Origin of the sequence: Escherichia sp. AM3, assembly GCF_032029835.1 — a bacterium.
GTDB lineage: Bacteria > Pseudomonadota > Gammaproteobacteria > Enterobacterales > Enterobacteriaceae > Escherichia > Escherichia coli.
Genome location: NZ_JAVUPQ010000015.1, coordinates 21,423 through 46,156, shown reverse-complemented (window position 1 = coordinate 46,156; position 24,734 = coordinate 21,423). Strand labels below are relative to the sequence as shown.

Here is a 24,734-nt window from a genome sequence, read left to right as displayed (position 1 = left end):
TGCATCCTCTGGGCAAAGCGAGTTATCGCTTGTGCAGATGGGATTAAAGCAGGTAGTCGCCAGCAGCTTCTGGCTGGTATTCGAGTTCCAGCACTTCAAGGTGGGTTGCAACGCCGCCCGGAAGTTCCCAGTGAATGGAATCGCCAACGCGCAGCCCCAGCAGTGCGGCACCTACCGGAGCCATAACGGAAAGCTGAGTATTGCTATCGGTCATTTTTGCCGGATACACCAGCGTGCGCACACGCACTTCGCCATCGCTAAGATTGCGGAATTTAACCCGGCTGTTCATTGTCACCACGTCGTGTGGCATCTCTTCTGGCGAACACATTTGGGCGCGATCCAACTCTGCGTTTAACGCGTCGGCGATTGGCAAACCAGCATAGGCGGGTTGCTCCAGCAGAATATCGATGCGTTCGGCATCCAGGTCGTTAATGATGATAGTTGGTCTGGACATTTTTACTCCATGTCGTCGGTACTGCGAGTGTCGCAGATAAACATACCCAAAAGAAAACCCTCACCGTCAGGCGGCGAGGGTTTAACTCACATGATGATACTGACTGTTGCTCACTCTTTGAAGTGATTTGCGTCACATTCAGGGAATTCCTCAATGCAGCGCATTATGTATAATTCTTAATCGTCATGGTTATGGAAGACGAATTAGCGTGTTTTGTAAATCAGAGGATTAATAACCCGCTTTATCAATCACAAAGGTTTTGCCACAGTTACCTGGGTGAGGTTGTGGCAAGAATGAGTTTGCAGAAAGCGGAGCGTTGATGGCGTCAGCTTTGATCGAGATCTGAATTTCAGTCAAATACGCAGGGTTACCCTGGCACGTTAGCTTAACTGCTTTCACGTTCTCTTTTCCCCAGCTTTTGGCAAAGGCGGCGTCAAAGTCACGGCGGCTCACTGTTTTACCGTAATTATCCGCAAGGAATTTTCCGGCTTCGCTCTCTTTAATTTCTTGATTCAGGCGTACCATAGTACCGAAGTATGCGTCCGGATCAAAACCAAAGCAGGCACCGTGTTTGGCATATTCGTAGCGTTCCAGGCAGGAACGTCCGCCAGCTCCTGGCATGACTTCACTTAGTTTAGCAGCCGTTTCCAGTGATAATCCGGTTTCCGGCGATGAACACATCCGGCTGGCGCGCGCTTCTGGTAGATTCGGGATTGGGCGAGTAGCGCAACCGAAGCGCATCCAGCGGCGTTCATCAACACCACGGGCAGCGACCGATTTAGGCAATCCTGGCCACAGACCATGTACGGTCAGAAAATCAGCTTTGTTGGTCGTTTCGGTTTGCAGGCGACATTCATCTCGTTCGTTACGATTTCGATCGTGTTGACTCTGGCAAAATCCGGTTTGCCAGGAGAGGGCCAGGACATAGCGATCAAAATCGCCATACTGTTTTGCCTGCAACGCTATGGCGTTGGCAGAAGAGAAGGGAAGCAGAGAAACCGCGAGCAACGCGGCGTTACGCCAGAATGCTTTCATAATGGGTGTGGAACTCATACATACACTGAATACTATCTATTAAATCATAAAAAAGCCCGCTAGGTGGGCTTACCTGGCGGGCGTGATGATTTATTCAGCGTTTGGCGAACGTATTAGTTCCACATGGCGAGAATCGGCCAGCCAACCAACAGCAACATAGAGATGTAAATCACCCCGAAGATTGCGCCAAGACGCCAGTAATCTTTTGATTTCACATAGCCACAGCCGTAAATAATCACCCCAGGACCGGTTGCATACGGCGTCAGACAGCCCATGATACCGATAGACAGCACCAGCAGGATACACAGTTGTTCCATTGGTACGCCCGGAATACCTTTACCGACGGCCAGAATAACCGGCAGCATGGTTGCGGTGTGCGCAGACAGGCTGGCAAACAGGTAGTGTGCAAAGTAGAACACCAGAACCAGTACAATCACCGTTGCGTTTGGTGAGAATCCTTCCAGGTGCGTACTCATGGTACCGGCGAACCAGTCAATAAAACCAGAACGAGTCAGGCCGTTAGCCATCACAACCAGAGTTGCCAGGTTGACCAGCGTGTTCCATGCGCTGTTATAGCGGGTAATGTCTTTCCACGGCACAACGTGCAGAGCCAGCATTAGCGAAACTGCCAGCAGACCAACCGCAGTAGCATTAATGACTTCACTGCCAAATACCCACAAACCTAAGCTGAGCAATACAAGGCCAATCAGCGTCCACTCTCTGCGTGTCAGCGCACCCATGGTTTTTAGTTCATCACCCGCCCAGGTTGCCACTTCTTCACTGTGTGTGATTTCCGGTTTGTACAGCACGTAGGAAAGCCACGGCGCAATGATAAGCAAGATAACCCCAACCGGCAGGAAGCAGAGGAACCACTGCAACCAGCTAATCTGGATACCGGCAATTTTGCTGACGAACTCCAGACCCAGCACGTTTGGTGCCGCACCGGTGACAAACATGGACGAACTCAGACTGGTACTAATGACCATCATCCACATCAAATAGCCGCCAATACGACGCGCGGACGGATCGTTGGGGAATGATTTAAACAGCGGCGGCAGGTTTTTAATGACCGGAAAAACCGTACCCCCGGTACGCGCGGTGTTGGACGGTGTAAACGGTGCCAGCAGAATGTCGATAATGACAATCGCATAACCCAACGTCAGCGTGCGTTTGCCCATGAATTTCACCAGGAAAAGGGCAATGCGACGACCTAACCCGGAAACTTCATACCCTAATGCAAAAATAAATGCGCCAAATACCAGCCATACCGTGGTGCTGGAAAAACCAGCCAGACCCCATTTCAGCGCCTGTTTTTGCGCATTAAACGCTGGGTCAGCTAATTCTTTGGCATCAAAGAGCAGGTAATTACTGCCAATAACGCAAATAGTAACCGCAATAAAACTGATCGCTGTTGCCGGAATTGGCTCGAGGATCATGCCGACAATCATTGCCACAAACACAGCGAAGTAATGCCATGCCTGTGGTGGCATACCGTCGGGGACAGGGATAAGAAACATGACACCCATCACCACCAGTGGGGCCAATAGTTTCCATATATTATCTTTTGCTAAAGACATACGGGTTCTCCGAAAATTAATATTTCAAAATTTATCAAGTGCTTAAATAATTAAATCTGTGCTAAAAACCAGGTAAGGATCAGCAGGTCGGCGCTGCCGCCTGGACTGAGATTTCGTTCGATACACTCCCTGTCGAACTGCCGGAGATAATCGAGATCGGCGGGGGTTCGAATGCCCCCTTTTTGCAATAATGTTTGCGCCTCGCGCTGTAGCCAGCGCAGGCCCCCCTCGCCACCGCGCGATGCAACGTTGGTATCGCCGTTGATCGCCATCAGTAGGAGCAAGGTATCGAGCAATGCCAGTTCAGGATCTAACCCCTGATCCAGCAGAGTGAGGTAATGCGGCAAGGCGTGATTGATCACCAGTGGATAACCCGCTTCGGCTTCACCGCGTGCGCCGGTAAGGCCAAGCTGTTGGTACAACCGTTGACCTGCCGTCAGTTGTGAATTATTGGTACGCAGTTCGCGATCGGTCAGGCCACGGCAGAAACTTGCCGCCGTAGAACAAACGGTTGTTGGCGTTACCGGTTGGTTGAGTTGAAGCAAACGGCCAATTGCCGCACATAGCAGCCCTAAAGAAAAAATGCTGCCTTTATGCGTGTTTACGCCCGCAGTGGCGCGGAACATATCACCTTCGCAAGCCATACCAATTGGGCGTAATCCGTGGAGTACCGCTTCTGGTGCCATTTCCGCACTACAGGCACCAAATTCAATGAAACGGGGTAGCCAGCCCTGAATCGCCAGCGCGCTGCGGTGGAAATCTTCCAGCGCCATATCTTTGTGCGCACCGCAGTTAATGCGATCCACGAGGCCTGGTTTCGGTGACAGATTGACTTCAGTCAGCATGGCGCGCCAGCCCAGCAGGGCGTACTCATCGATTAATGACGTCGCAAGCTTTGTGGTTTTAGTTGACGTTGCAGGCATCGACATCGTTCAGCAGTGCCTCCATGCGGTTGAGTAAATCGGTCAGTTGATGGGTTTTTCCACGCGCGCAGACGGCTGCGCTTTGCTCGCACAACAGGCAGCGGCGAGGCGGCAGTGAATAGTCGCGGCGGGAGAGAATTTCGCCTTCGGGCGTCAGGACATCGATATCCCATAACCGCCCGAGAGGATGACTATGTTCAAGCTCAATGGTGGCGAGCTTGAGGTCGCGAGCCGGGGCGGCAATGCTCAACATGCCCTCCGGCCCGCTGGCGGAAACCAGTGCAGCCTGCTCCTGAATTTGCCAGCCCTGTTTTGCGGCTAAGGCACGCAAGGCTGTCACGCCATGATTAAAAATTCGGCGTGTGACCTCGCAGTCTTTAATCGGCCCAGGCGCAACCACGGTAAAGGAGACCAGTGGAACAGGATGGCGCTTGAGCCAGACGTGTTGCCGTGCTTGCCTTTCATCCCGGCTGACGAGCAGCTCGGGAATTGATACCGCATGGTGGCTGGCGAGTTCAGGAAGCAGGTGCATGGCTTATTCCTTCACCTGATGCACAACATCGATCACCGAGCCATCGCGGTAACGCACAACGGCAACGACGCGGTCGGTGAATTCAATCGGCTGTGGTTCACCGGTCAGCAGACGCGCACGTTCGCGCAGCCACTCAATGGAAACCACTTTAATGCCCGCTTCCTGCAGACGTTCTGCCAGTTCCGGACGTGCCGGGTTAACTGCGATACCGTGGTCTGTGACCAGAATATCGACACTGGAGCCCGGGGTGATGCAGGTCAGCACGTTATCCACCAGAGTCGGAATACGACCGCGTACCAGCGGCGCGACGATGATGGAAAGCGCAGAGGCAATTGCGGTATCGCAGTGACCACCGGAAGCACCACGCAGTACGCCGTCAGAGCCGGTCAGCACGTTAACGTTGAACTGGGTGTCAATTTCCAGCGCGCTCAGTACCACCACGTCGAGACGATCAACCGATGCGCCTTTCGAACCCCAGTTAGCGTACTGGTTGGCGCTGATTTCGATGTGATTGGGGTTACGGGCCAGCGATTGCGCAGCATGGCTGTCAAAGCTCTGCACATCCAGCAGTTTGCGGATCAGACCTTTTTCGTGCAGGTCAACCATCGTCGCGGTAATACCGCCAAGGGCGAAGTCGGCGCGAATATCGCGGCTACGCATTTTGTCTTCCAGGAAACGGGTTACCGCCAGCGATGCGCCGCCGGTGCCGGTTTGCATGGAGAAACCTTCTTTGAAGTAGCCAGAGTTGACAATCACATCCGCAGCGCTACGGGCAATAAGCAGTTCGCGCGGGTTAGTGGTCATACGGGTAGCGCCAGCGCCGATTTTTGCAGCATCGCCAACGCGATCAACTTTGACGATCAGATCAACCTGATCTTGCTCAATGCTTGCCGGATTATGCGGATAAGGCAGCAGTTCTTCGGTAAGCATCACAACCTGTTTTGCGTTGTCGGCATCAACCATTGCATAGCCGAGGGAGCCGCAGCAGGCTTTACCGGTGTAGCCGTTGGCATTACCGAATTCATCACAGGACGGGACGCCGAGGAAAGCCACGTCGATATTCAGTTCGCCGCTCTGTACCAGATGCACACGTCCGCCGTGAGAGTGGATCTGCACCGGTTCCGCCAGCAGACCACGGGAGATCTCTTCCGCCAGTGGACCACGCAGGCCGGAGGTATAAATGCGGGTAACCACGCCCTGGCGAATGTGTTCTACCAGCGGCGCATGGCAATCACTCAGGGAGCTGGACGCCAGGGTCAGGTTTTTAAAGCCCATCTTCGCGATGACGTCCATCACCATATTGACGGTCAGGTCACCGCCACGGAAAGCGTGATGGAAGGAAACCGTCATGCCGTCCTGTAAACCAGAGCGACGAATCGCTTCTTCCAGGTTGGCGCACAGTTTGCGATCGCGCGCTTTTTCAGCCTGGTAGGTTTGCTTTGGTGAGTTCTGGAAAGCGGCAAGATCGCATTCAGCGCGACGATTCCAGGCCGCTACCCGTTCTTGTCGTTGAGATTGTTCAATTTTCTGCGTCATTTTGATTGCCTTATTCTTCGCGGATGCCGGAAAGTTCTGCACGGGAGAGCACCAGACGGGCGCGATCGATAACCGGACCGTCCACCATCTTGCCGTTCAGGGAAACCACGCCGAGGCCTTCGCGAGCGGCGGCTTCAGCGGCTTCTACGACGCGGCGGGCGTGATCCACTTCTTTCTGGGTCGGTGCGTAGAGGTTGTGCAGCAGATCAATCTGACGCGGGTTGATCAGCGATTTGCCGTCAAAGCCCAGCTGTTTGATGTGGGCGGCTTCTTGCAGGAATCCAGCTTCGTTGTTAGCGTCGGAATAGACGGTATCGAACGCCTGAATACCCGCAGAGCGCGCGGCCTGCAAAATGGAGCAGCGAGCGAACAGCAGTTCAGTTCCTTCCGGGGAGCGTTCTGTACGCAGGTTGCGCACATAGTCTTCTGCACCGAGGGCGATACCGATCAAACGCTCGGAAGCGTGAGCGATTTCCACTGCGCGGGTAATGCCCAGCGGAGATTCAATCGCCGCCAGCAGGCCGGTGCTGCCGGGTTCACGACCACAGGCTTTTTCGATACGCAGGATCTCTTTTTCGATATCCAGAACATCCTGAGCGGTATCGGTTTTCGGCAGACGCACAACGTCCGCACCACCGCGAACGACGGCTTCCAGGTCGTTGACACCCCATTCGGAATCCAGCGCGTTGACACGCACAATGGTTTCAATATCGCGATACAGCGGATGTTGCAGCGCGTGGTAAACCATGCGGCGGGCGGTGTCTTTTTCACGCAATGCTACGGAGTCTTCGAGGTCAAACATCAGGGCATCAGCCGGGTAGATGAAGGAGTTGCTGACCATCGCGGCATTGGCACCAGGCACAAACAACATGCTGCGGCGGGTGCGAGTTTTACGTTGTTGCAGCGAAGCGGAAATCATTGGCAATCCTCCCATGGCAGAGCCGGGATACCGCTGGCGCGTGCCAGCAGGGCTTCCAGTCGTGCACGTAAAATGCAGTCCAGTGCGCCTTTGTCATCGACATTCAGCTGTACGCCGCGCACGTTGTAGCGGGCGAGAACGTCCAGAATGGTGGTGCGAATTGCATCGCCAAACTGTTTCTCAACGCTGCTGTTAATTTGCAGGTCGATATCCTGCGTATCGAGTGGGGCGATGCGTATCATCACATCCCCAGACTCAAGGGTGCCTGCAACGGCGGGCTGGTTTATTTTCATTTTTCACCTGTTTCTCATGCGGGGGTCTTTTGACGAGCTGCCGCGTCCTGGCGGGAGTGCTCAAGCAGGTTCTGCAAATAATGCAGCGTGACTGCAGGGACCAGCGGCGCGATAGCCGTGAGATCGTTTTTCGCCAGCAGTTGACGTACCCGGGAAGCGGATATCGGCATCTCCTGGTAACGCAGCCGCTCAATTTCAACCAGTTCGATGGGCGGTGCGGAGATAGTCGGCGTTTCCAGCCAGTAGCGCATATCCTGGTTGTACTGGGCGGTAACGCGACAAAAGGGTTCAGTACCGACAAAGCGGTGAGTTACACCCAGTGCGGGAGCGAGGTACTGACGGAAAATCTTCAGATCAATTTCGGTGTAACAATGGTTAATGACGCTCTGTTCTTTAATGAAGTAGCAAGGGAACGTAGCGCGGGAGATGATGTATTCGGAGCCGCGATGCACAGTCAGGCGTGGAATATCGGCGGTGCCTTTTAACACCAGATCCAGCCGGTCTTCATAGGGGAAGCGTGAAGAATCTTCTTTGACTAAAAACAGATGCAACCAGTCGCACTGTGCCGCAGCCTGTTGAATCAGATAACGGTGACCATTCGTAAAGGGATTGGCGTTCATCACAATGCAGCCAATCTTGTTCCCTGGATGACGAAATTTTTTCAGCGATTCGGCATAGCGTTTCAGTCGCGTGGCGCTGTTTTCCATCAGCACCATCACGCCGGGTACGCTGGTCAGCGTGGAAAAACCGCACTGGCGGAACAGCGCCTCGTATTCGGTTTTGGTATAAATAAACAGATGCGTGCTGTGCCGCTCATAGGCGAGGTTTATCAGTTCAGTGGCTAATGTCAGCGCCAGTCCTTCACCGCGAACGGATTCACTGATAGCAACGCATTTAATAATATTTCCGGCAATTCCACCGCACGCGATAAGCTTTTCATCGCGGGTTACGGTAATAAATACTTCGACTGTGGTGTCAACGCTCAAATCATTTTCATGCAGGAATTGGGCGATTTCCGCCATTTTTTTATTTTCTGAACGTTTTACGCGGGTGAAAATATCATTGCCGAACATAATAAATAGTATCCTGAAGGTGCATGTTGTTATCGATTTGCAACGAATGTTGTTCAATGTTGCAAACTGATAACTTTTTATTTTCACTTGGGAGAAAGGTGGGTGATCGAGGTATATCTTTTTCTCCTTTCGCTATACATCCTAAGGAGTATTTCGGCGTGAAATTTTGATTTATTTCACATAGAGTTAGTGGTTTTTTATTTATTTAATGGTTTTAAGTTTTTTAATTAATGTAATTACGAAATGACTCGCAGGTTTAAGTGATTTAATTGATTTAATGAATAAAATTTGCCACGATCATAATTAATATCTATGTATTTTGATTCAACATTTTAATTACATCCGTCAAAGAGGCTCGGGACAACCCGCAAGGAAAACAATGTTGCAGCTTAACGAGAATAAACAGTTTGCATTTTTCCAAAGACTGGCATTTCCGCTGCGTATCTTTTTGCTGATTCTGGTGTTCTCAATATTTGTCATTGCAGCCCTGGCACAATATTTTACGGCCAGTTTTGAGGACTATTTAACGCTTCATGTACGCGACATGGCAATGAATCAGGCGAAAATTATTGCCTCCAATGACAGTGTCATCTCTGCGGTGAAAACGCGTGACTACAAACGGCTGGCGACCATCGCTAACAAATTACAAAGAGATACCGATTTTGATTATGTGGTGATTGGGGACCGGCACTCGATCCGCCTTTACCATCCTAATCCGGAGAAAATTGGTTATCCTATGCAGTTCACCAAACAGGGCGCGCTGGAGAAAGGGGAGAGCTACTTCATTACCGGGAAAGGGTCAATGGGGATGGCGATGCGCGCCAAAACGCCAATCTTTGATGACGATGGAAAAGTCATCGGCGTGGTGTCGATTGGCTACCTGGTGAGTAAAATCGATAGCTGGCGGGCTGAGTTTTTATTACCGATGGCAGGTGTGTTTGTCGTGCTGTTAGGGATTCTGATGTTGCTGTCGTGGTTCCTGGCCGCGCATATCCGTCGGCAGATGATGGGCATGGAGCCAAAGCAAATCGCACGCGTGGTCCGTCAGCAAGAGGCGCTGTTTAGTTCGGTTTATGAAGGGCTGATTGCGGTGGATCCGCACGGTTACATTACCGCCATCAATCGTAACGCAAGAAAGATGCTGGGGCTGAGTTCCCCCGGACGGCAATGGTTGGGTAAAACCATTGCTGAAGTGGTCAGGCCCGCCGATTTCTTTACCGAACAGATTGATGAAAAACGTCAGGATGTGGTGGCTAACTTTAACGGTCTGAGCGTTATTGCCAATCGGGAAGCTATTCGTTCAGGTGATGATTTGCTGGGGGCCATTATCAGCTTTCGCAGTAAAGACGAAATTTCCACCCTCAATGCGCAACTGACGCAAATAAAACAATACGTTGAGAGCCTTCGTACATTGCGACACGAGCATCTCAATTGGATGTCGACGCTCAATGGTCTGTTGCAGATGAAAGAGTATGATCGCGTGCTGGCGATGGTGCAGGGGGAGTCTCAGGCCCAGCAACAGCTTATTGACAGCCTGCGCGAGGCGTTTGCCGATCGCCAGGTGGCGGGGCTGCTTTTTGGTAAAGTGCAGCGCGCCCGGGAACTGGGGCTAAAAATGATCATTGTCCCCGGTAGCCAGCTTTCGCAACTGCCGCCAGGACTGGATAGCACCGAGTTTGCAGCCATTGTGGGCAATTTACTTGATAACGCCTTCGAAGCCAGCCTGCGTAGCGATGAAGGAAACAAGATCGTTGAATTATTCCTCAGCGATGAAGGCGATGATGTGGTGATTGAAGTCGCCGATCAGGGCTGCGGCGTTCCAGAGTCTCTACGAGACAAAATATTTGAGCAGGGGGTCAGTACGCGTGCTGACGAGCCCGGTGAACATGGCATTGGGTTGTACTTGATTGCCAGCTACGTAACGCGCTGCGGTGGTGTTATCACTCTCGAAGATAATGATCCCTGCGGTACCTTATTTTCAATCTATATTCCGAAAGTGAAACCTAATGACAGCTCCATTAACCCTATTGATCGTTGAGGACGAAACGCCGCTGGCAGAGATGCATGCGGAATATATTCGTCACATTCCCGGATTCAGTCAGATATTACTGGCGGGAAACCTGGCGCAGGCCCGAATGATGATCGAGCGTTTTAAGCCGGGGCTAATCTTGCTCGATAACTATCTTCCTGACGGCAGAGGGATTAATTTATTGCATGAACTGGTGCAGGCGCATTATCCCGGCGACGTGGTGTTTACCACTGCAGCCAGCGATATGGAAACGGTGTCTGAAGCCGTACGTTGTGGTGTATTTGATTATCTCATTAAGCCCATTGCCTATGAACGGCTGGGGCAAACGCTAACCCGTTTCCGCCAGCGTAAACATATGCTGGAAAGTATTGATAGCGCCAGCCAGAAGCAAATTGATGAGATGTTTAATGCCTATGCTCGCGGTGAACCTAAAGACGAACTGCCGACCGGCATTGATCCCTTGACGCTAAACGCGGTGCGAAAACTGTTTAAAGAGCCTGGTGTGCAACATACGGCAGAAACGGTGGCGCAGGCACTGACCATCAGCCGCACCACTGCCAGACGTTATCTTGAATATTGCGCCAGCCGCCATCTGATTATTGCTGAAATTGTTCACGGCAAAGTTGGCAGACCACAACGCATATACCACAGTGGGTGACATGATAAAGCCGGAGGAAACTTGCCTCCGGCATTACTATTTACTTGCCTGTGACCGCTGCTGCCGTTCCTGGCACCATCAGCTCTGTAGCAACGATAACAATCACCAAACCAACAAGCACCGGTACCGAGGTGCGTTTTACGACTTCAAACGGCGAGATCTTCGCCATCCCGGCAACCGCAACGACTACGCCAGAAACGGGCGAAAGGGTACGGCCAAGGTTTGACGCCTGCAGCATCGGGATAGTCAAATACGCCGGGTTAATGCCGGAAGAGTGCGCCAGTTTCGGGATCATCTCAACAAACGCATAAAACGGCGCATTGCCTGAACCGGTCGTGACTGCCGCCAGCATTGTCAGAATCACCAATACCAGCATCAGGATGATACTCGCCGAACCAAACGAGGTAGCGATAGAAATCAGACTTTGAATAAAGCCGATGGTGCTAAGCCCCTGAGCGAATACCCCAGCGGCAACCAGCAGCATCACCACGTTAGCAAACGCATCTGCCATCCCGCGATAAGCCACTTCCAGACCAGAGAAAACTTTCTGGGTATTAAAGCTGCGGAGGAACTCCAGAATGGAGGCAATCAGCATACAAATCACCAGAATAGTGATGATGTGTAATTGCGGACCCCATTTACCGTCAAAAATCAGTACACCGATGATCGGCGTGAACGGCAAAATGGCATAAAACGCAGGAGCAGTGGTGGTGATTTCACTGACATCTAACATTTCATGAGAGATGTGCTCTTTTTTATCCAGATAACGTTGCCAGAAGAAGTGGGCGATCGCCATGCCGATAATTGCAGCAATTGAGATAGGCAGCGTCGTTTTGAAGGCGAAGTCAATCAGCGACATTTCGGAAGCTTGCGCCGCCAGCACCACATCCCCTGAAGTCGGTGCGAGAATAATCGCCGCCGGGGAGGCACAAATGGCAGCAGCTGCGCCACGACTGATACCAACGTTTACCATCACCGGAAATAGGGTTGCCATCAGCAAAACACCCAGACCGGTTGCGGAAGAGACGGCCAGAGACATCAGACAGGCGACAAAATAGGCGGCAATCATCAGCAGGTAAGGGGAGTTAATATACTGCAATGGTTTTGACGCCAGCTTGACCACCATATCATTCGCGCCGATATGGGTCATGTAAGCGGCAAATCCACACAGCATCATAATCATCATGCCGAGGTCGCCGCCGCGGCTCATTAGTAATATTTTAACGTATTCAACGATATCCGTGGCGCTGTAGCCTGTTGAAGCCTGGCTGGACGGTAACACTTTGTGCCCCATAATGGCACTGATAATCAGCAATAACAGGCCACCGACAAATAACACACCAGTGGCGGAATACCCTTTAATGATGTAGCGAGCTACACCCACAATAACCACAACCCCAATAAGGAGCTCAATGAATGTCAGCATAATTTTTCCTGTCTCCAGGCCCCAAAGTAAATAATAAAAAATTCCTAAAGCTTAAGGAAAAAATATGCCCAATAAATTGGCGATGAATGCTGATTAAAATCAAGAAAAACTGCCATTAAGACATTGAAGTTGCTGTTTTTATACATAGATAACAAAACGCATATTTAGCGGTTGGCAATTATCACATAATAATGTGTGCAAATTGATGGTGGATTGATGCAAATTTGTTAATTGCAATGGTGTTAGCTGCGGCTGTGCGCTCAAAAAATAATCTAATATGAGCATAGGTTGACGATATATATTATATGCTTCGTTAAGATGATTGTTGTATCTCGTTAAAAAATAAAATAATTTTTCCTTGATTGCATTTTGTCATCAAAAAAGACTTGGTTTTTCTTTTTTGACTATTCCCATCGCAGAAAACGACGCATCATCTTTAATCGATGCGCGGAAATATTTAACTTGAACAAGCGGAAATAAATAGAGCAGCTATTCAGATTATTCTTTATGTTGGGTCTATTAAGGTTATGTTAATTGTAGCTTTGCTATGCTAGTAGTAGATTTTTGATAAATGTTTTATGGTCACAAATGAACGTGAGTAAATATGTCGCTATCTTTTCCTTTGTTTTTATTCAGTTAATCAGCGTTGGTAAAGTTTTTGCTAACGCAGATGAGTGGATGACAACGTTTAGAGAAAATATTGCACAAACCTGGCAACAGCCTGAACATTATGATTTATATATTCCTGCCATCACCTGGCATGCACGTTTCGCTTACGACAAAGAAAAAACCGATCGCTATAACGAGCGACCGTGGGGTGGCGGTTTTGGCCTGTCGCGTTGGGATGAAAAAGGAAACTGGCATGGCCTGTATGCCATGGCATTTAAGGACTCGTGGAACAAATGGGAACCGATTGCCGGATACGGATGGGAAAGTACCTGGCGACCGCTGGCGGATGAAAATTTTCATTTAGGTCTGGGATTCACCGCTGGCGTAACGGCACGCGATAACTGGAATTACATCCCTCTCCCGGTTCTACTGCCATTGGCCTCCGTGGGTTATGGCCCAGTGACTTTTCAGATGACCTACATTCCGGGTACCTACAACAATGGCAATGTGTACTTTGCCTGGATGCGCTTTCAGTTTTGAGACAAATGAAGTTTTAGTAACTTCTTTAAAATCAATAACTAAAATAAGTAGCATCAAAAATAACGCGACTTTTATCACTTTTTAGTAAAGTTGCACTGGACAAAGCGTACCACAATTGGTGTACTGGTAACCGACACAGCATTTGTGTCTATTTTTCATGTAAAGGTAATTTTGATGTCTAAGATTAAAGGTAACGTTAAGTGGTTTAATGAGTCCAAAGGATTCGGTTTCATTACTCCGGAAGACGGCAGCAAAGACGTGTTCGTACACTTCTCTGCAATCCAGACTAATGGTTTTAAAACTCTTGCTGAAGGTCAGCGCGTAGAGTTCGAAATCACTAACGGTGCCAAAGGCCCTTCTGCTGCAAACGTAATCGCTCTGTAAGATACGTCAGCAAGAATTCAAAACCCGCTTAATCAGCGGGTTTTTTTTTGGTCTTTAGTGTGCGGTTGAGGCCGAAAACAGCCAGAAAGCCAGTGCTGTCATGGCAAAAGACCCCAGAAGGTTGACGAAAACGTTCAGTAACGCCCAGCCAAAGCGGCCCTCTTGTAACAAAAACACCACTTCTGCCGAAAATGTTGAGAAGGTTGTTAGACCGCCACAAAATCCGGTGGTGATTAATACTTTCCACACTGGATCAATGTTCGTCATCCTGCTGAACCAGGCGAATCCCATTCCTATGATGAATGCCCCAATCAGGTTTGCTGCCAGCGTCCCCAACGGAATCGCCTGATGCAGCGGGTTAAATCGCATACTTAACAGCCATCTCGCCACGCTTCCCGTACCACCGCCAATAAAAACTGCTAAAAGAAGTTGTAACACTGCAAAATCCTGCTATTTGATTTGTATGAGTGATAAGTGTAACGCCGAATAATCGTCGTTGGCGAATTTTACGACTCTGACAGGAGGTGGCAATGCTGGTTGCCGCAGGACAGTTTGCTGTTACATCTGTGTGGGAAAAGAACGCTGAGATTTGTGCCTCGTTGATGGCGCAGGCGGCGGAAAACGACGTATCGCTGTTCGTCCTGCCGGAAGCATTGCTGGCGCGCGATGATCATGATGCAGATCTATCGGTTAAATCAGCACAGCTGCTGGAAGGCGAATTCCTCGGACGTTTACGGCGAGAAAGTAAACGTAACATGATGACGACAATTCTGACGATTCATGTTCCTTCAACGCCGGGGCGCGCATGGAATATGCTGGTGGCGCTACAGGCAGGAAACATCGTCGCCCGTTATGCCAAATTGCATCTCTATGATGCATTTGCCATTCAGGAATCACGCCGTGTTGATGCTGGTAATGAAATCGCTCCGTTACTCGAGGTGGAGGGGATGAAGGTCGGTCTGATGACCTGTTATGACTTACGCTTTCCAGAGCTGGCGCTGGCACAGGCATTACAGGGAGCTGAAATCCTGGTACTTCCTGCCGCCTGGGTTCGCGGGCCGCTCAAAGAGCATCACTGGTCAACGTTGCTTGCCGCTCGTGCGCTGGATACCACCTGTTATATGGTGGCGGCGGGGGAGTGCGGGAACAAAAATATCGGTCAAAGCCGGATTATAGATCCCTTTGGAGTCACCATTGCGGCAGCGTCAGAAATGCCTGCACTCATTATGGCGGAAGTGACGCCCGAACGTGTGCGTCAGGTGCGCGCGCAACTGCCCGTCTTAAACAACCGTCGCTTTGCGCCGCCGCAATTATTATGATGTTTTTTTACTCGGCGCTTGATTCACCTTGTTACAGATTGCTATTGTGTGCGCGCGTCGAATGACCGTTAATATTCTCTGGTTTTTAAGGCGCGTTCTGTTGCCGGTTATATGTCAAGAAGGTATCTATGGGTGAGATTAGTATTACCAAACTGCTGGTAGTTGCGGCGCTGGTCGTTCTGCTGTTTGGGACTAAGAAGTTACGTACGCTGGGCGGAGACCTTGGAGCGGCCATTAAAGGGTTCAAGAAGGCGATGAATGATGATGATGCTGCGGCGAAAAAAGGCGCAGACGTTGATCTTCAGGCTGAAAAGCTCTCTCATAAAGAGTGACGTGGCGAGCAGGACGCTCCCTCAATATCTTGTTCGATACAAAAAACCCGCTTCAAAAAGCGGGTTTTTTATCAGACAGATGTAAGTAATTATTACAGGATTACTTAACTTCCATCCCTTTCGCCTGCAAATCGGCGTGGTAAGAAGAGCGGACAAACGGACCGCATGCAGCATGGGTAAAGCCCATCGCCAGCGCTTCGGCTTTCATTTCGTCGAACTCATCCGGGCTAACGTAACGTTGAACCGGCAGGTGATGGCGGCTTGGCTGCAAATATTGCCCCAGCGTTAACATCGTCACACCATGACGGCGCAGGTCGCGCATTACCTCAATAATTTCTTCATTGGTTTCACCCAGTCCCACCATCAGACCAGACTTGGTCGGGATTTCCGGATGCGCTTCTTTAAAGCGTTCCAGCAGCTTCAGCGACCAGTTGTAATCTGCACCAGGCCGTACCTGACGGTAAATACGCGGTACGTTTTCCAGGTTATGGTTGAACACATCTGGTGGCGTTGCAGTCAGAATATCCAGAGCACGATCCATACGACCACGGAAATCCGGCACCAGAGTTTCAATTTTGATTTGCGGGCTTTTTTCCCGAATGGCAGTAATGCAATCCGCAAAGTGCTGGGCACCGCCATCGCGCAGGTCATCACGGTCAACGGAGGTGATAACCACATAACGCAGCGCCATATCGGCAATGGTCTGCGCCAGTTTCACTGGTTCATTGGCATCAGGAGCTACCGGGCGACCGTGGGCAACATCACAGAACGGACAACGGCGGGTACAAATAGCGCCGAGGATCATAAACGTTGCTGTGCCGTGGTTGAAGCATTCCGCCAGGTTAGGGCAGGAGGCTTCCTCGCAGACAGAATGCAGGCCATTTTTGCGCATTGCGGCTTTGATGCCCTGGATACGTGTAGAGTCCGCTGGAAGCTTGATTTTCATCCATTCCGGCTTGCGCAGCAGGGCTTCGCGCTCTGTTGCCACGTTTTTAACCGGGATAAGGGCCATCTTATCGGCATCGCGGTATTTAACACCGCGTTCCATCACAATGGGTTTACTCATAGCGTGCGTGTTCCAGTTGCGAATTACGAAGGAAAGCGTTTCAATTCAATAGATTGTTGTAATTATCAACTATTTTTGAATTAACGACTGGCAGTATATCATTGAAACGGACCTGAAAGCAGCCAAAGCGGTCGCGAAAATGTAAAATTGTTGTTGGATTGTGCCATTTTATCGTTCTGCGCTGTGATCTGGCTGTAACAATACTTTTTCAAAATGCATTACGGATAACATCTATTACTCCGTGCAGGATGGGATCACGCAGGCTGAATTTGTTGTAGTGGATAGAGAAATCTATTTGCTCCTCATTTAAGGACGGAAAAGGCAGTTTTTCCAGCGGCCAGCAGCGGCTAAACAGGTTATAAAAACGGCTGGGAATAATCGCTAACATGTCACTGTTGGCAACCAGTGCAGCGATTGTCAAAATGTTGTAGCTGGTGAAATTGATTTGCCGGTCCGGAAACATTTCTTGAACTCTCTGCCGCAGACCGCTGAAATTTTGCTCTTCCGGTAACAGAAGTACATGCGCAGCGTTGTCGATAGTCTCTCTGTCATCTTCTAAAGAGAGTAGTGGATTTCCCTCGCGGCAAATTAACACCATATTGTCGGTGAACAGAACATGATGTTGCACCGTACGATTGGTGCAAAACATGTTATCGATGATGAGATCGGTTTGAAACTGACTGAGTTGGTTTTCCGCGTCGCTGATGGGCGGGTTGCGCAGTAAAAGCTGCGGATAGTGAGTTTTAATCGCCCGATAGATGACAGGAAGGACCAGGGCTCCGACCGAGGGAGTGGTCGCAATAGTTATCGTTCGTTGCTTATCATAGCTTCCTTCGATATCCAGCGCGCCAAGAATGGACTCAAGGCCCTGACTGATATACTCATGTAGATGCATCGCAAATGCGGTAGGAGTGACACCCTGGCCTTTGCGAATAAACAATGGGTCAGGGAATATAACGCGCAGTTTCTGAATAGACTGACTGATTGCCGAGGGGGTCAGATTAAGCACTTTCGCTGCATTAACGATCCCTTTATGTACATATACAGCTTCAAAAATAGTCAGAAGGTTAAGATCAATATTTCGTAAGGTTGTAAATATTTGTGGTTTACCTTCTGACGACTTTCTGCTTAAACAGGGTTCAATTTGATTATTACTATCCACGCACTTACTCCAATTTTATTCATGGAAAAATAATATTTAAAAAATTACAATAATCTTATGTCTAATTGGAACGGAACGCTTTTGCTCACCATAATCAACTATTTCAATAGGTTAATCAATGGGGTGAGTTACGGAGCAAGGCGTGGCACCGCATTTCTGCAAGTGATAAAGAAAATATACAAACGCGAAGGAGATGTAAAGCATTAGCAGGTATTATGAGTAATGACCCAGTGTAAATTGGGCCATTGATGTATGGAATTAAGCGGTAATATATTCGAAGTCCGGATTGTTTAGTAGCGCTAAAATATTTTCCAGTAAACGTGGAGCAATATTATTAGTCGTCGCTTCGGGTTTCCATTGTGATATTTTAGCCATTTCCATTCCGGCATACCCACAAGGATTAATACGTAAAAATGGTGAAAGATCCATATTGACGTTTAATGCCAGACCGTGGAATGAACAACCGCGTCGAATACGTAAACCCAGTGAGCAAATTTTCTTTTCCCCAACATAGACACCTGGCGCGTCAGCCCGAGGATGCGCTTCTATACCCAGTTCAGCCAGGGTATTCACCACTGTTTGCTCAAGCAAGGTCACCAGTTCACGCACACCGAGTTTACGGCGTTTCAGGTTAAGCAACACATACATCACCTGTTGCCCCGGCCCGTGATAAGTCACCTGCCCACCGCGATCGCTCTGGATCACCGGAATATCACCCGGCATTAAAATGTGCTCCGCTTTTCCTGCCTGACCTTGGGTGAATACCGGATAGTGCTCGACCAGCCAGATTTCATCAAGGGTACTATCATCGCGGGTATCGGTGAATTCATGCATAGCCTGGGAGATTGGCTCGTAAGGCTGAAGACCGAGCTGGCGGACAAGAATTTTATCCTGATACAAAACGGCATCTCCGTGGAGAATGAGTAAAAGTGGGGGAAAAGTATATCACAGCGAGGAGAGGGGAGTTACCCGACCAGGAGCCGGGTAACGGAGAAGCGAGTTACAGAACCATGCGGACAATATCGATTTTGCCCAGTTCTTCATACAGTGTTTCAACCTGCTCGATATGAGTGGCGTTGATAGTGATAGATACCGAGTGGTAGTTGCCTTTGCTGCTTGGTTTTACCGTTGGGGTGTAGTCACCTGGCGCATGGCGCTGTACCACTTCAACCACCTGATCAACCAGCTCAGGTAACGCCTGCCCCATAACTTTGTAAGTAAAAGGAGTAGGGAATTCAAGCAGTTCGTTAAGTTTGGTTTTCATGTCAGCTCCGGCGTAACGTAATTAAATAGCAACTCCCGCCAGAAGGCGGGAGTTTTTTTACTGATGCTTAGTATATGGGGACGGAAATTACACTTTCAAGTGTTCAATTTTTAACCAAACCAGTGATGGAACATTAATTTAATGTAATCAATGATTTTGCCGAAGAAGTTACCTTCCGGGATTTCTTGCAACACAACCAGCGGGCGTTGCTCGATCGTTTTGCCATCAAGCTGGAAGTTGATAGTTCCGACGACCTGATTCTTTTGCAGCGGCGCATGCAATTCACTGCTGTTCAGCACATAGCTGGCTTTCAGATCTTTCATGCGACCACGCGGAATGGTCAGGTACACGTCTTTATCAACCCCTAACGAAGCGCGATCAGAATCACCAAACCAAACCGGTTCAGAGGCGAACTCTTTACCTACTTTCAGTGGGTTAACGGTTTCGAAGAAACGGAAGCCCCAGGTTAGCAGTTTTTTACTTTCGGCTTCACGGCCTTTAAAAGTACGTCCGCCCATCACCGCAGAAATCAAGCGCATCTGGCCTTCAGTCGCAGAAGCAACAAGGTTGTAACCTGCTTTGTCAGTGTGTCCGGTTTTGATGCCGTCGACATTCAGGCTGTTATCCCATAACAGGCCGTTACGGTTCAGCTGGCGAATACCGTTAAACGTAAATTCTTTTTCTTTATAGATCGAGTATTCATTCGGTACGTCACGGATCAATGCCTGGCCGATCAGCGCCATATCTCGCGCGGAGCTGTACTGACCATCAGCATCCAGACCATGTACCGTCTGGAAGTGGGTGTTTTTCAGGCCCAGGGCGTTAACGTAGCTGTTCATCAAGCCAACAAAAGCGTCCTGGCTACCAGCGGCAAAATCAGCCATGGCGACACAAGCATCGTTACCCGATTGCAGGTTAATACCGCGGATCAGCTGAGAAACCGGAACCTGCATGCCCGGTTTGAGGAACATCAGCGAAGAACCTTTAAACACCGGGTTACCGGTGGCCCATGCGTCGTTGCCGATAGTGACTAAATCAGTTTCTTTAAATTTACCGGCTTTCATTGCTTGGCCGATAACGTAACTGGTCATCATTTTGGTCAGGCTGGCTGGATCGCGGCGGACATCTGCGTTCTGTTCGGCGAGCACTTTGCCGGAGTTATAGTCAATCAGGATGTAGGACTCCGCATCGATCTGCGGTACACCCGGGATCATAGTTTTGATATTCAGGTCATCGGCATGTGCAGCAGAGATAAAGGCTGTGCAAAGAGCCGTGGTGAGCGCCAGGCGCTTCATGATACGAGCGGAAAAAATGGTATTCATGGTCTGAACTACGACATCCGTGATGGAATTAAAAAAAGTGCCCTACTATAGCAAATGCACTACCGGCAGGCATCTGACTTTCCGCGTGACTTTGTTAACGTCATTTACAGAAATTGACACATCAGATGCCTGCTTTACGCTACTGCGCGGTGGTAATAAATGACTGTAATTGGGCTTCGGTTTGCAAACGTTGCTGCAAGGTACTGGCTTCGGCTTTGCTGGCGAAGGGGCCAAGCTGGATCCGCCAGACCGCGCCATTTTGAGTTACGCGACCGGGGACGCCGAACTTCTGTCCCAGTTGCTGTTGGTACTGTTGCGCACGAGCCTGATCGCTAACGGCCCCGACTTGCACCATAAAGTTGCCGCTGGCGCTTTGCGAGGCGGCTTGCGGTGTCACCATTGCAGGCGAGGTTGCAGGCGTTGTCGACGGAGCTGTAACAACGGGCTGTGGCGCAGGCGTCGGTTCGCTGCCTTCCAGTACACCAGGCGCTAAGGTCGTTGGTGCGCCGAGGAAACCGCTACTGGTTACCGGCGCGCCGGTCGGATCTTCGCTTTTTAGCGTCGAATTACTGACCGGAAGAATGTCACCCTGCGGGCCAGACACTGAACTTGTTCCCGCGCCACCGCTTAAATCGGGAGGTGCAGGCAGGGCGTAAGTCTGTTTGGCGACTGTGGTACAAGCCATACCAGGACCAGAAAGCGAACCATCCTGGGCGACAATAATCGGATCGATACGAACTTTGGTGTTGTTTGACGTGTTAAGACGGTCAGCTGCCGCGCGAGAAAGCGAAATAACGCGGTCGTTGCCGTAAGGGCCGCGATCATTAATGCGCACCACGATCATTCGCCCGTTAGCCAGGTTAGTGATTCTGGCGTAGCTGGGGATCGGAAGCGTTGGATGGGCCGCCGTCAGCTGTGTCGGATCGAAAGCTTCGCCAGAGGCCGTCAGGTTACTGCCTGGTTCGGCATCATAGATTGCCGCCAGTCCCGCCTGGCTAAATCGAGACGGATCCTGCACGATTTTGTAGCTTTTACCGTCGCGCTGGTAATCCTGATTTGCCGTCGCGTTCAGTGGTTCGAAACGCGGGTCCGCCCCGCTAATTTCAACTATGGGGCCGTTACATACCGCAGGCTGCGGTACACTTACCGTCTGTTGCTGACCATCATCGCTTGTACATGCCGCGAGCATTCCTGCCGCGATGCAGATCCCGAGCCACTGCTTACGCATTGCGCACCTCTTACACGCTTTTCGACAACATTTTCCTGTGGGTGTGGATTGACATTACAATCCCGAACCCAGCCATCAGCACAATTAGCGCCGATCCTCCATAACTGACCAGTGGGAGCGGAACCCCTACAACCGGCAGAATACCGCTTACCATACCAATATTTACGAAGACATAAACGAATAATATCAGCATTAAGCCACCAGCCATGACGCGACCAAAGGTGGTTTGCGCTCTGGCGGCTATCCACAGCCCGCGCATGATCAGCAGAATGTAGAGAGCGAGCAGAATCAGAATGCCCACTAATCCCAGCTCTTCCGCCAGTACCGCGAAGATAAAGTCGGTATGGCGTTCGGGGAGAAATTCAAGCTGTGACTGAGTGCCGTGCAGCCAGCCTTTGCCGCGTAATCCGCCGGAGCCAATAGCAATTTTAGACTGAATAATGTGATAGCCCGCGCCGAGTGGGTCTGATTCCGGGTCCAGGAGCATCATTACGCGCTGGCGCTGGTAATCATGCATCAGGAAGAACCACAGAATCGGAATGAACGCCGCCACCAGCACTACTGCGACGCCAATCAGACGCCAGCTAAGGCCAGAGAGGAACAGTACAAACAGACCGGAAAGCGCAACGAGGATTGATGTTCCCAGGTCAGGCTGTGCAGCCACCAGCAGCGTGGGCATAAATATCAGCACCAGCGCGATGCCAGTGTTCTTCAACGATGGCGGGCAAACGTCGCGGTTGATAAAGCGCGCAACCATCAGTGGTACGGCTATTTTGGCAATTTCCGACGGCTGAAAACGAACAATACCGAGGTCCAGCCAGCGTTGAGCACCTTTAGAGATGGCACCGAAAGCATCTACCGCCACCAGCAAAATAATACAGATGATATAGAGATAGGGGGCCCAGCCTTCATAAACGCGTGGAGGAATTTGCGCCATCACCACCATGATGACCAGACCCATCGCGATTTGGCCGATTTTACGCTCCATCATGCCAATATCCTGACCGCTGGCGCTCCAGATAACCAGGGCGCTGTAAACCAGCAATGCCAGTAAGATCAGCAGCATTGTGGGATCGAGATGGACTTTATCCCAGAATGTTTTTTTATTCGGATTATCCGTCATGATTAATGGTCCTCCGCTGCGGCAACCGCTGGATTTTCCGCAGGCAGATCGGTGTTGTTATCACCCAGCATAATGTGGTCGAGGATCTGGCGCATCAGTGTACCAACCGCCGGACCCGCACCACCGTTCTCCAGAATCATGGCGACAGCCACTTGCGGATTGTTGTATGGCGCAAAGGCGGTCATCAGTTTGTGGTCACGTAAACGCTCGGCAATTTTGTGCGCATTATAGGTTTCGTTCGCTTTCAGACCGAAGACCTGAGCGGTACCGGATTTCGCCGCAATTTTGTACGGTGCGCTGGCAAAGTATTTATGCGCCGTACCGTTAGGGCGGTTAGCAACACCGTACATACCGTCTTTCGCCAGCTCCCAGTAACCGGAATGAATATCGCCGACGGGCGGTTCATGCGGCTGTACCCATGGCACCTGTTTGCCGTCTTCGGCGGTGCTCATCAGCAAATGAGGAACCTTCACGATACCGTCATTAATCAGGATCATCAGTGCCTTACTCATCTGGATTGGGGTCGCTGTCCAGTAACCCTGACCGATACCAACCGGAATGGTGTCACCCTGATACCACGGTTTTTTAAAGCGTTTCTGTTTCCATTCGCGGGTAGGCATGTTGCCGGAACGTTCTTCCGCCAGGTCGATACCGGTGTAATGACCATAACCGAATTTACCCATCCATTCGGAGAGGCGATCGATCCCCATATCGTAGGCCACCTGATAGAAGAAGGTATCCGCAGATTCTTCCAGCGATCTTGTGACATTCAGACGCCCGTGGCCCCATTTTTTCCAGTCACGATAACGTTTTTCCGAACCTGGCAGTTGCCACCAGCCTGGGTCAAACAGCGTCGTATTGCGCGTGATCACCCCGGCGCTCAATGCCGAAACCGCCACATAGGGTTTAACTGTAGACGCGGGAGGATAAACCCCCTGTGTGGCGCGGTTCACCAGCGGTGTATTCGGGTCGTTCAACAAGGCGGAATAATCTTTGCTGGAGATACCGTCAACAAACAGGTTTGGGTCATAACTAGGCGTGGAAACCAGCGCCAGTACCCCACCTGTACGCGGATCGGTGACAACCACAGCTGCGCGGCTACCCGCCAGCAGCGTTTCAATATATTGCTGGAGTTTGAGATCCAGCGTCAGGTAAATATCGTGTCCGGCTTGCGGTGGTACTTCTTTTAACTGGCGGATAACACGCCCACGGTTGTTAACTTCAACCTCTTCATAACCGGTCTGACCGTGCAGCACGTCTTCATAGTAACGCTCAATGCCCAGCTTACCGATATCATGCGTTGCCGCATAGTTGGCCAGTTTGCCGTCATTATTCAGGCGTTCGACGTCTTTATCGTTGATTTTCGACACATAGCCGATGACGTGGGTCAACGCCGAACCGTAAGGATAGTAACGACGTTTATAGCCTTTAACTTCGACACCCGGAAAACGGTACTGATTGACGGCAAAGCGAGCTACTTGTACTTCGGTCAGGTTAGTTTTCACCGGAATAGAGGTGAAACGGTGTGAACGTGCGCGCTCTTTTCGGAATGCAGCAATATCGTCATCGGTCAGATCAACCACGCTGCGCAAAGCGTCCAGCGTTTGCTGCACGTTATCGACTTTCTCTGGCATCATTTCTATCTGGTAGATAGTGCGGTTGAGGGCCAGAGGGATACCATTACGGTCGTAGATAATGCCGCGGCTGGGCGCGATAGGCACCAGCTTAATGCGGTTTTCATTAGAGCGAGTCTGGTAGTCGGTAAAGCGAACAATTTGCAGATTATACAGGTTGGCGATAAGCACGCCGGTCAGCAGCAAAATCCCCAAAAAGGCGACCAGCGCCCGGCGCACAAACAGCGCGGACTCTGCCGTATAGTCGCGAAAAGAGTTCTGTAGTTTCATCCGCTGCGTTTTCTACTCAAAGCTCC

The 24,734-nt window shown here is 50.5% G+C and carries 25 protein-coding genes; 6 read left to right on the top strand and 19 right to left on the bottom strand.

The features are described from left to right. Positions 1 to 43: 43 nt before the first annotated feature. The 9 genes from rnk to citC form a co-directional block, all read right to left on the bottom strand. Positions 44 to 454, bottom strand: a complete 411-nt coding sequence (gene rnk, locus RTW80_RS08850) for a nucleoside diphosphate kinase regulator (protein ID WP_000089731.1) — start codon at positions 452 to 454, stop codon at positions 44 to 46. A gap of 228 nt (positions 455 to 682) precedes the next feature. Continuing rightward, positions 683 to 1,489: a ribonuclease I gene (gene rna / locus RTW80_RS08845; protein ID WP_001741336.1), complete on the bottom strand. Its 807-nt coding sequence runs from the start codon at positions 1,487 to 1,489 to the stop codon at positions 683 to 685. Between the two features lie 113 nt (positions 1,490 to 1,602). Then, positions 1,603 to 3,066, bottom strand: a complete 1,464-nt coding sequence (gene citT, locus RTW80_RS08840) for a citrate/succinate antiporter CitT (protein ID WP_000050323.1) — start codon at positions 3,064 to 3,066, stop codon at positions 1,603 to 1,605. Between the two features lie 50 nt (positions 3,067 to 3,116). Then, on the bottom strand, positions 3,117 to 3,995 hold the full coding sequence (citG, locus tag RTW80_RS08835; protein WP_000062457.1) for a triphosphoribosyl-dephospho-CoA synthase CitG: 879 nt from the start codon (positions 3,993 to 3,995) through the stop codon (positions 3,117 to 3,119). Continuing rightward, entirely contained in the window at positions 3,970 to 4,521 is a 552-nt protein-coding gene (gene citX / locus RTW80_RS08830) for a citrate lyase holo-[acyl-carrier protein] synthase (protein WP_000550414.1), read from the bottom strand. Before citX ends, citG begins: the two co-directional genes overlap by 26 nt. A gap of 3 nt (positions 4,522 to 4,524) precedes the next feature. After that, a complete protein-coding gene (citF, locus tag RTW80_RS08825) occupies positions 4,525 to 6,057 on the bottom strand; it encodes a citrate lyase subunit alpha (RefSeq protein WP_000192245.1) in 1,533 nt (510 codons plus the stop codon). Positions 6,058 to 6,067: 10 nt separating this feature from the next. Next, positions 6,068 to 6,976, bottom strand: coding sequence for a citrate (pro-3S)-lyase subunit beta (citE, locus tag RTW80_RS08820; protein WP_000622357.1), 909 nt, complete (start codon positions 6,974 to 6,976; stop codon positions 6,068 to 6,070). Further along, positions 6,973 to 7,269: a citrate lyase acyl carrier protein gene (gene citD, locus RTW80_RS08815; RefSeq protein WP_000700703.1), complete on the bottom strand. Its 297-nt coding sequence runs from the start codon at positions 7,267 to 7,269 to the stop codon at positions 6,973 to 6,975. The genes citE and citD overlap by 4 nt, the downstream gene beginning before the upstream one ends. Positions 7,270 to 7,283: 14 nt before the next feature. Beyond that, entirely contained in the window at positions 7,284 to 8,342 is a 1,059-nt protein-coding gene (citC, locus tag RTW80_RS08810; protein WP_000467705.1) for a [citrate (pro-3S)-lyase] ligase, read from the bottom strand. 379 nt (positions 8,343 to 8,721) lie between these two features. On the opposite strand from citC, the gene dpiB reads away from it, so the two are divergent. Then, entirely contained in the window at positions 8,722 to 10,380 is a 1,659-nt protein-coding gene (gene dpiB / locus RTW80_RS08805; RefSeq protein ID WP_001338355.1) for a sensor histidine kinase DpiB, read from the top strand. After that, positions 10,349 to 11,029 (top strand): two-component response regulator DpiA, encoded by a 681-nt coding sequence (gene dpiA, locus RTW80_RS08800; RefSeq protein WP_000126500.1) that lies wholly within the window; start codon positions 10,349 to 10,351, stop codon positions 11,027 to 11,029. The genes dpiB and dpiA overlap by 32 nt, the downstream gene beginning before the upstream one ends. Before the next feature lie 40 nt (positions 11,030 to 11,069). On the opposite strand, the gene dcuC is transcribed toward dpiA, so the two are convergent. Continuing rightward, a complete protein-coding gene (gene dcuC, locus RTW80_RS08795; protein ID WP_000955063.1) occupies positions 11,070 to 12,455 on the bottom strand; it encodes an anaerobic C4-dicarboxylate transporter DcuC in 1,386 nt (461 codons plus the stop codon). A gap of 588 nt (positions 12,456 to 13,043) precedes the next feature. Here dcuC and pagP point away from each other — a divergent pair. Together pagP and cspE are read left to right on the top strand one after the other, a co-directional pair. After that, positions 13,044 to 13,604 (top strand): lipid IV(A) palmitoyltransferase PagP, encoded by a 561-nt coding sequence (gene pagP, locus RTW80_RS08790; protein WP_001103094.1) that lies wholly within the window; start codon positions 13,044 to 13,046, stop codon positions 13,602 to 13,604. A gap of 174 nt (positions 13,605 to 13,778) precedes the next feature. Continuing rightward, entirely contained in the window at positions 13,779 to 13,988 is a 210-nt protein-coding gene (gene cspE, locus RTW80_RS08785) for a transcription antiterminator/RNA stability regulator CspE (protein ID WP_000034825.1), read from the top strand. Between the two features lie 54 nt (positions 13,989 to 14,042). On the opposite strand, the gene crcB is transcribed toward cspE, so the two are convergent. Further along, positions 14,043 to 14,426: a fluoride efflux transporter CrcB gene (gene crcB / locus RTW80_RS08780; protein ID WP_000939738.1), complete on the bottom strand. Its 384-nt coding sequence runs from the start codon at positions 14,424 to 14,426 to the stop codon at positions 14,043 to 14,045. 92 nt (positions 14,427 to 14,518) lie between these two features. On the opposite strand from crcB, the gene RTW80_RS08775 reads away from it, so the two are divergent. Continuing rightward, on the top strand, positions 14,519 to 15,307 hold the full coding sequence (locus RTW80_RS08775; protein WP_000959109.1) for a deaminated glutathione amidase: 789 nt from the start codon (positions 14,519 to 14,521) through the stop codon (positions 15,305 to 15,307). Positions 15,308 to 15,435: 128 nt separating this feature from the next. Then, positions 15,436 to 15,639 carry a twin-arginine translocase subunit TatE gene (gene tatE, locus RTW80_RS08770; RefSeq protein WP_000503931.1) on the top strand — a complete coding sequence of 68 codons (204 nt, stop codon included), beginning with the start codon at positions 15,436 to 15,438 and terminating at the stop codon, positions 15,637 to 15,639. Between the two features lie 100 nt (positions 15,640 to 15,739). Here the strand turns inward: tatE and lipA are convergent, their stop codons facing one another. The 8 genes from lipA to mrdA all read right to left on the bottom strand — a co-directional run bounded on the left by lipA (position 15,740) and on the right by mrdA (position 24,708). After that, a complete protein-coding gene (lipA, locus tag RTW80_RS08765; protein WP_000042632.1) occupies positions 15,740 to 16,705 on the bottom strand; it encodes a lipoyl synthase in 966 nt (321 codons plus the stop codon). Between the two features lie 208 nt (positions 16,706 to 16,913). Next, entirely contained in the window at positions 16,914 to 17,867 is a 954-nt protein-coding gene (locus RTW80_RS08760) for a YbeF family transcriptional regulator (protein ID WP_000378026.1), read from the bottom strand. A gap of 258 nt (positions 17,868 to 18,125) precedes the next feature. Beyond that, the gene (lipB, locus tag RTW80_RS08755) at positions 18,126 to 18,767 is read right to left on the bottom strand and encodes a lipoyl(octanoyl) transferase LipB (RefSeq protein WP_000284027.1); all 642 of its coding nucleotides are present in this window, start codon (positions 18,765 to 18,767) and stop codon (positions 18,126 to 18,128) included. A 100-nt stretch (positions 18,768 to 18,867) separates the two neighbouring features. Beyond that, positions 18,868 to 19,131 (bottom strand): DUF493 family protein YbeD, encoded by a 264-nt coding sequence (gene ybeD / locus RTW80_RS08750; protein ID WP_000850550.1) that lies wholly within the window; start codon positions 19,129 to 19,131, stop codon positions 18,868 to 18,870. Between the two features lie 110 nt (positions 19,132 to 19,241). Next, the gene (gene dacA / locus RTW80_RS08745; RefSeq protein ID WP_001092082.1) at positions 19,242 to 20,453 is read right to left on the bottom strand and encodes a D-alanyl-D-alanine carboxypeptidase DacA; all 1,212 of its coding nucleotides are present in this window, start codon (positions 20,451 to 20,453) and stop codon (positions 19,242 to 19,244) included. Between the two features lie 139 nt (positions 20,454 to 20,592). Further along, positions 20,593 to 21,681: an endolytic peptidoglycan transglycosylase RlpA gene (gene rlpA / locus RTW80_RS08740; protein ID WP_001231428.1), complete on the bottom strand. Its 1,089-nt coding sequence runs from the start codon at positions 21,679 to 21,681 to the stop codon at positions 20,593 to 20,595. Between the two features lie 10 nt (positions 21,682 to 21,691). Next, positions 21,692 to 22,804 (bottom strand): peptidoglycan glycosyltransferase MrdB, encoded by a 1,113-nt coding sequence (mrdB, locus tag RTW80_RS08735; protein ID WP_000131719.1) that lies wholly within the window; start codon positions 22,802 to 22,804, stop codon positions 21,692 to 21,694. 2 nt (positions 22,805 to 22,806) lie between these two features. Then, a complete protein-coding gene (gene mrdA / locus RTW80_RS08730; protein WP_000776191.1) occupies positions 22,807 to 24,708 on the bottom strand; it encodes a peptidoglycan DD-transpeptidase MrdA in 1,902 nt (633 codons plus the stop codon). Positions 24,709 to 24,734 lie beyond the last annotated feature (26 nt).

Bases quoted from the DNA above. Each gene is read 5' to 3' on its own strand.
- citC (WP_000467705.1), bottom strand. From the start codon at position 8,342: ATGTTCGGCAATGATATTTTCACCCGCGTAAAACGTTCAGAAAATAAA.
- mrdB (WP_000131719.1), bottom strand. From the start codon at position 22,804: ATGACGGATAATCCGAATAAAAAAACATTCTGGGATAAAGTCCATCTC.
- mrdA (WP_000776191.1), bottom strand. From the start codon at position 24,708: ATGAAACTACAGAACTCTTTTCGCGACTATACGGCAGAGTCCGCGCTG.
- rnk (WP_000089731.1), bottom strand. From the start codon at position 454: ATGTCCAGACCAACTATCATCATTAACGACCTGGATGCCGAACGCATC.
- citT (WP_000050323.1), bottom strand. From the start codon at position 3,066: ATGTCTTTAGCAAAAGATAATATATGGAAACTATTGGCCCCACTGGTG.
- dcuC (WP_000955063.1), bottom strand. From the start codon at position 12,455: ATGCTGACATTCATTGAGCTCCTTATTGGGGTTGTGGTTATTGTGGGT.
- citX (WP_000550414.1), bottom strand. From the start codon at position 4,521: ATGCACCTGCTTCCTGAACTCGCCAGCCACCATGCGGTATCAATTCCC.
- ybeD (WP_000850550.1), bottom strand. From the start codon at position 19,131: ATGAAAACCAAACTTAACGAACTGCTTGAATTCCCTACTCCTTTTACT.
- dacA (WP_001092082.1), bottom strand. From the start codon at position 20,453: ATGAATACCATTTTTTCCGCTCGTATCATGAAGCGCCTGGCGCTCACC.
- RTW80_RS08775 (WP_000959109.1), top strand. From the start codon at position 14,519: ATGCTGGTTGCCGCAGGACAGTTTGCTGTTACATCTGTGTGGGAAAAG.
- citD (WP_000700703.1), bottom strand. From the start codon at position 7,269: ATGAAAATAAACCAGCCCGCCGTTGCAGGCACCCTTGAGTCTGGGGAT.
- lipA (WP_000042632.1), bottom strand. From the start codon at position 16,705: ATGAGTAAACCCATTGTGATGGAACGCGGTGTTAAATACCGCGATGCC.
- citF (WP_000192245.1), bottom strand. From the start codon at position 6,057: ATGACGCAGAAAATTGAACAATCTCAACGACAAGAACGGGTAGCGGCC.
- cspE (WP_000034825.1), top strand. From the start codon at position 13,779: ATGTCTAAGATTAAAGGTAACGTTAAGTGGTTTAATGAGTCCAAAGGA.
- pagP (WP_001103094.1), top strand. From the start codon at position 13,044: ATGAACGTGAGTAAATATGTCGCTATCTTTTCCTTTGTTTTTATTCAG.
- citG (WP_000062457.1), bottom strand. From the start codon at position 3,995: ATGTCGATGCCTGCAACGTCAACTAAAACCACAAAGCTTGCGACGTCA.
- rlpA (WP_001231428.1), bottom strand. From the start codon at position 21,681: ATGCGTAAGCAGTGGCTCGGGATCTGCATCGCGGCAGGAATGCTCGCG.
- citE (WP_000622357.1), bottom strand. From the start codon at position 6,976: ATGATTTCCGCTTCGCTGCAACAACGTAAAACTCGCACCCGCCGCAGC.
- tatE (WP_000503931.1), top strand. From the start codon at position 15,436: ATGGGTGAGATTAGTATTACCAAACTGCTGGTAGTTGCGGCGCTGGTC.
- dpiB (WP_001338355.1), top strand. From the start codon at position 8,722: ATGTTGCAGCTTAACGAGAATAAACAGTTTGCATTTTTCCAAAGACTG.
- dpiA (WP_000126500.1), top strand. From the start codon at position 10,349: ATGACAGCTCCATTAACCCTATTGATCGTTGAGGACGAAACGCCGCTG.
- rna (WP_001741336.1), bottom strand. From the start codon at position 1,489: ATGAAAGCATTCTGGCGTAACGCCGCGTTGCTCGCGGTTTCTCTGCTT.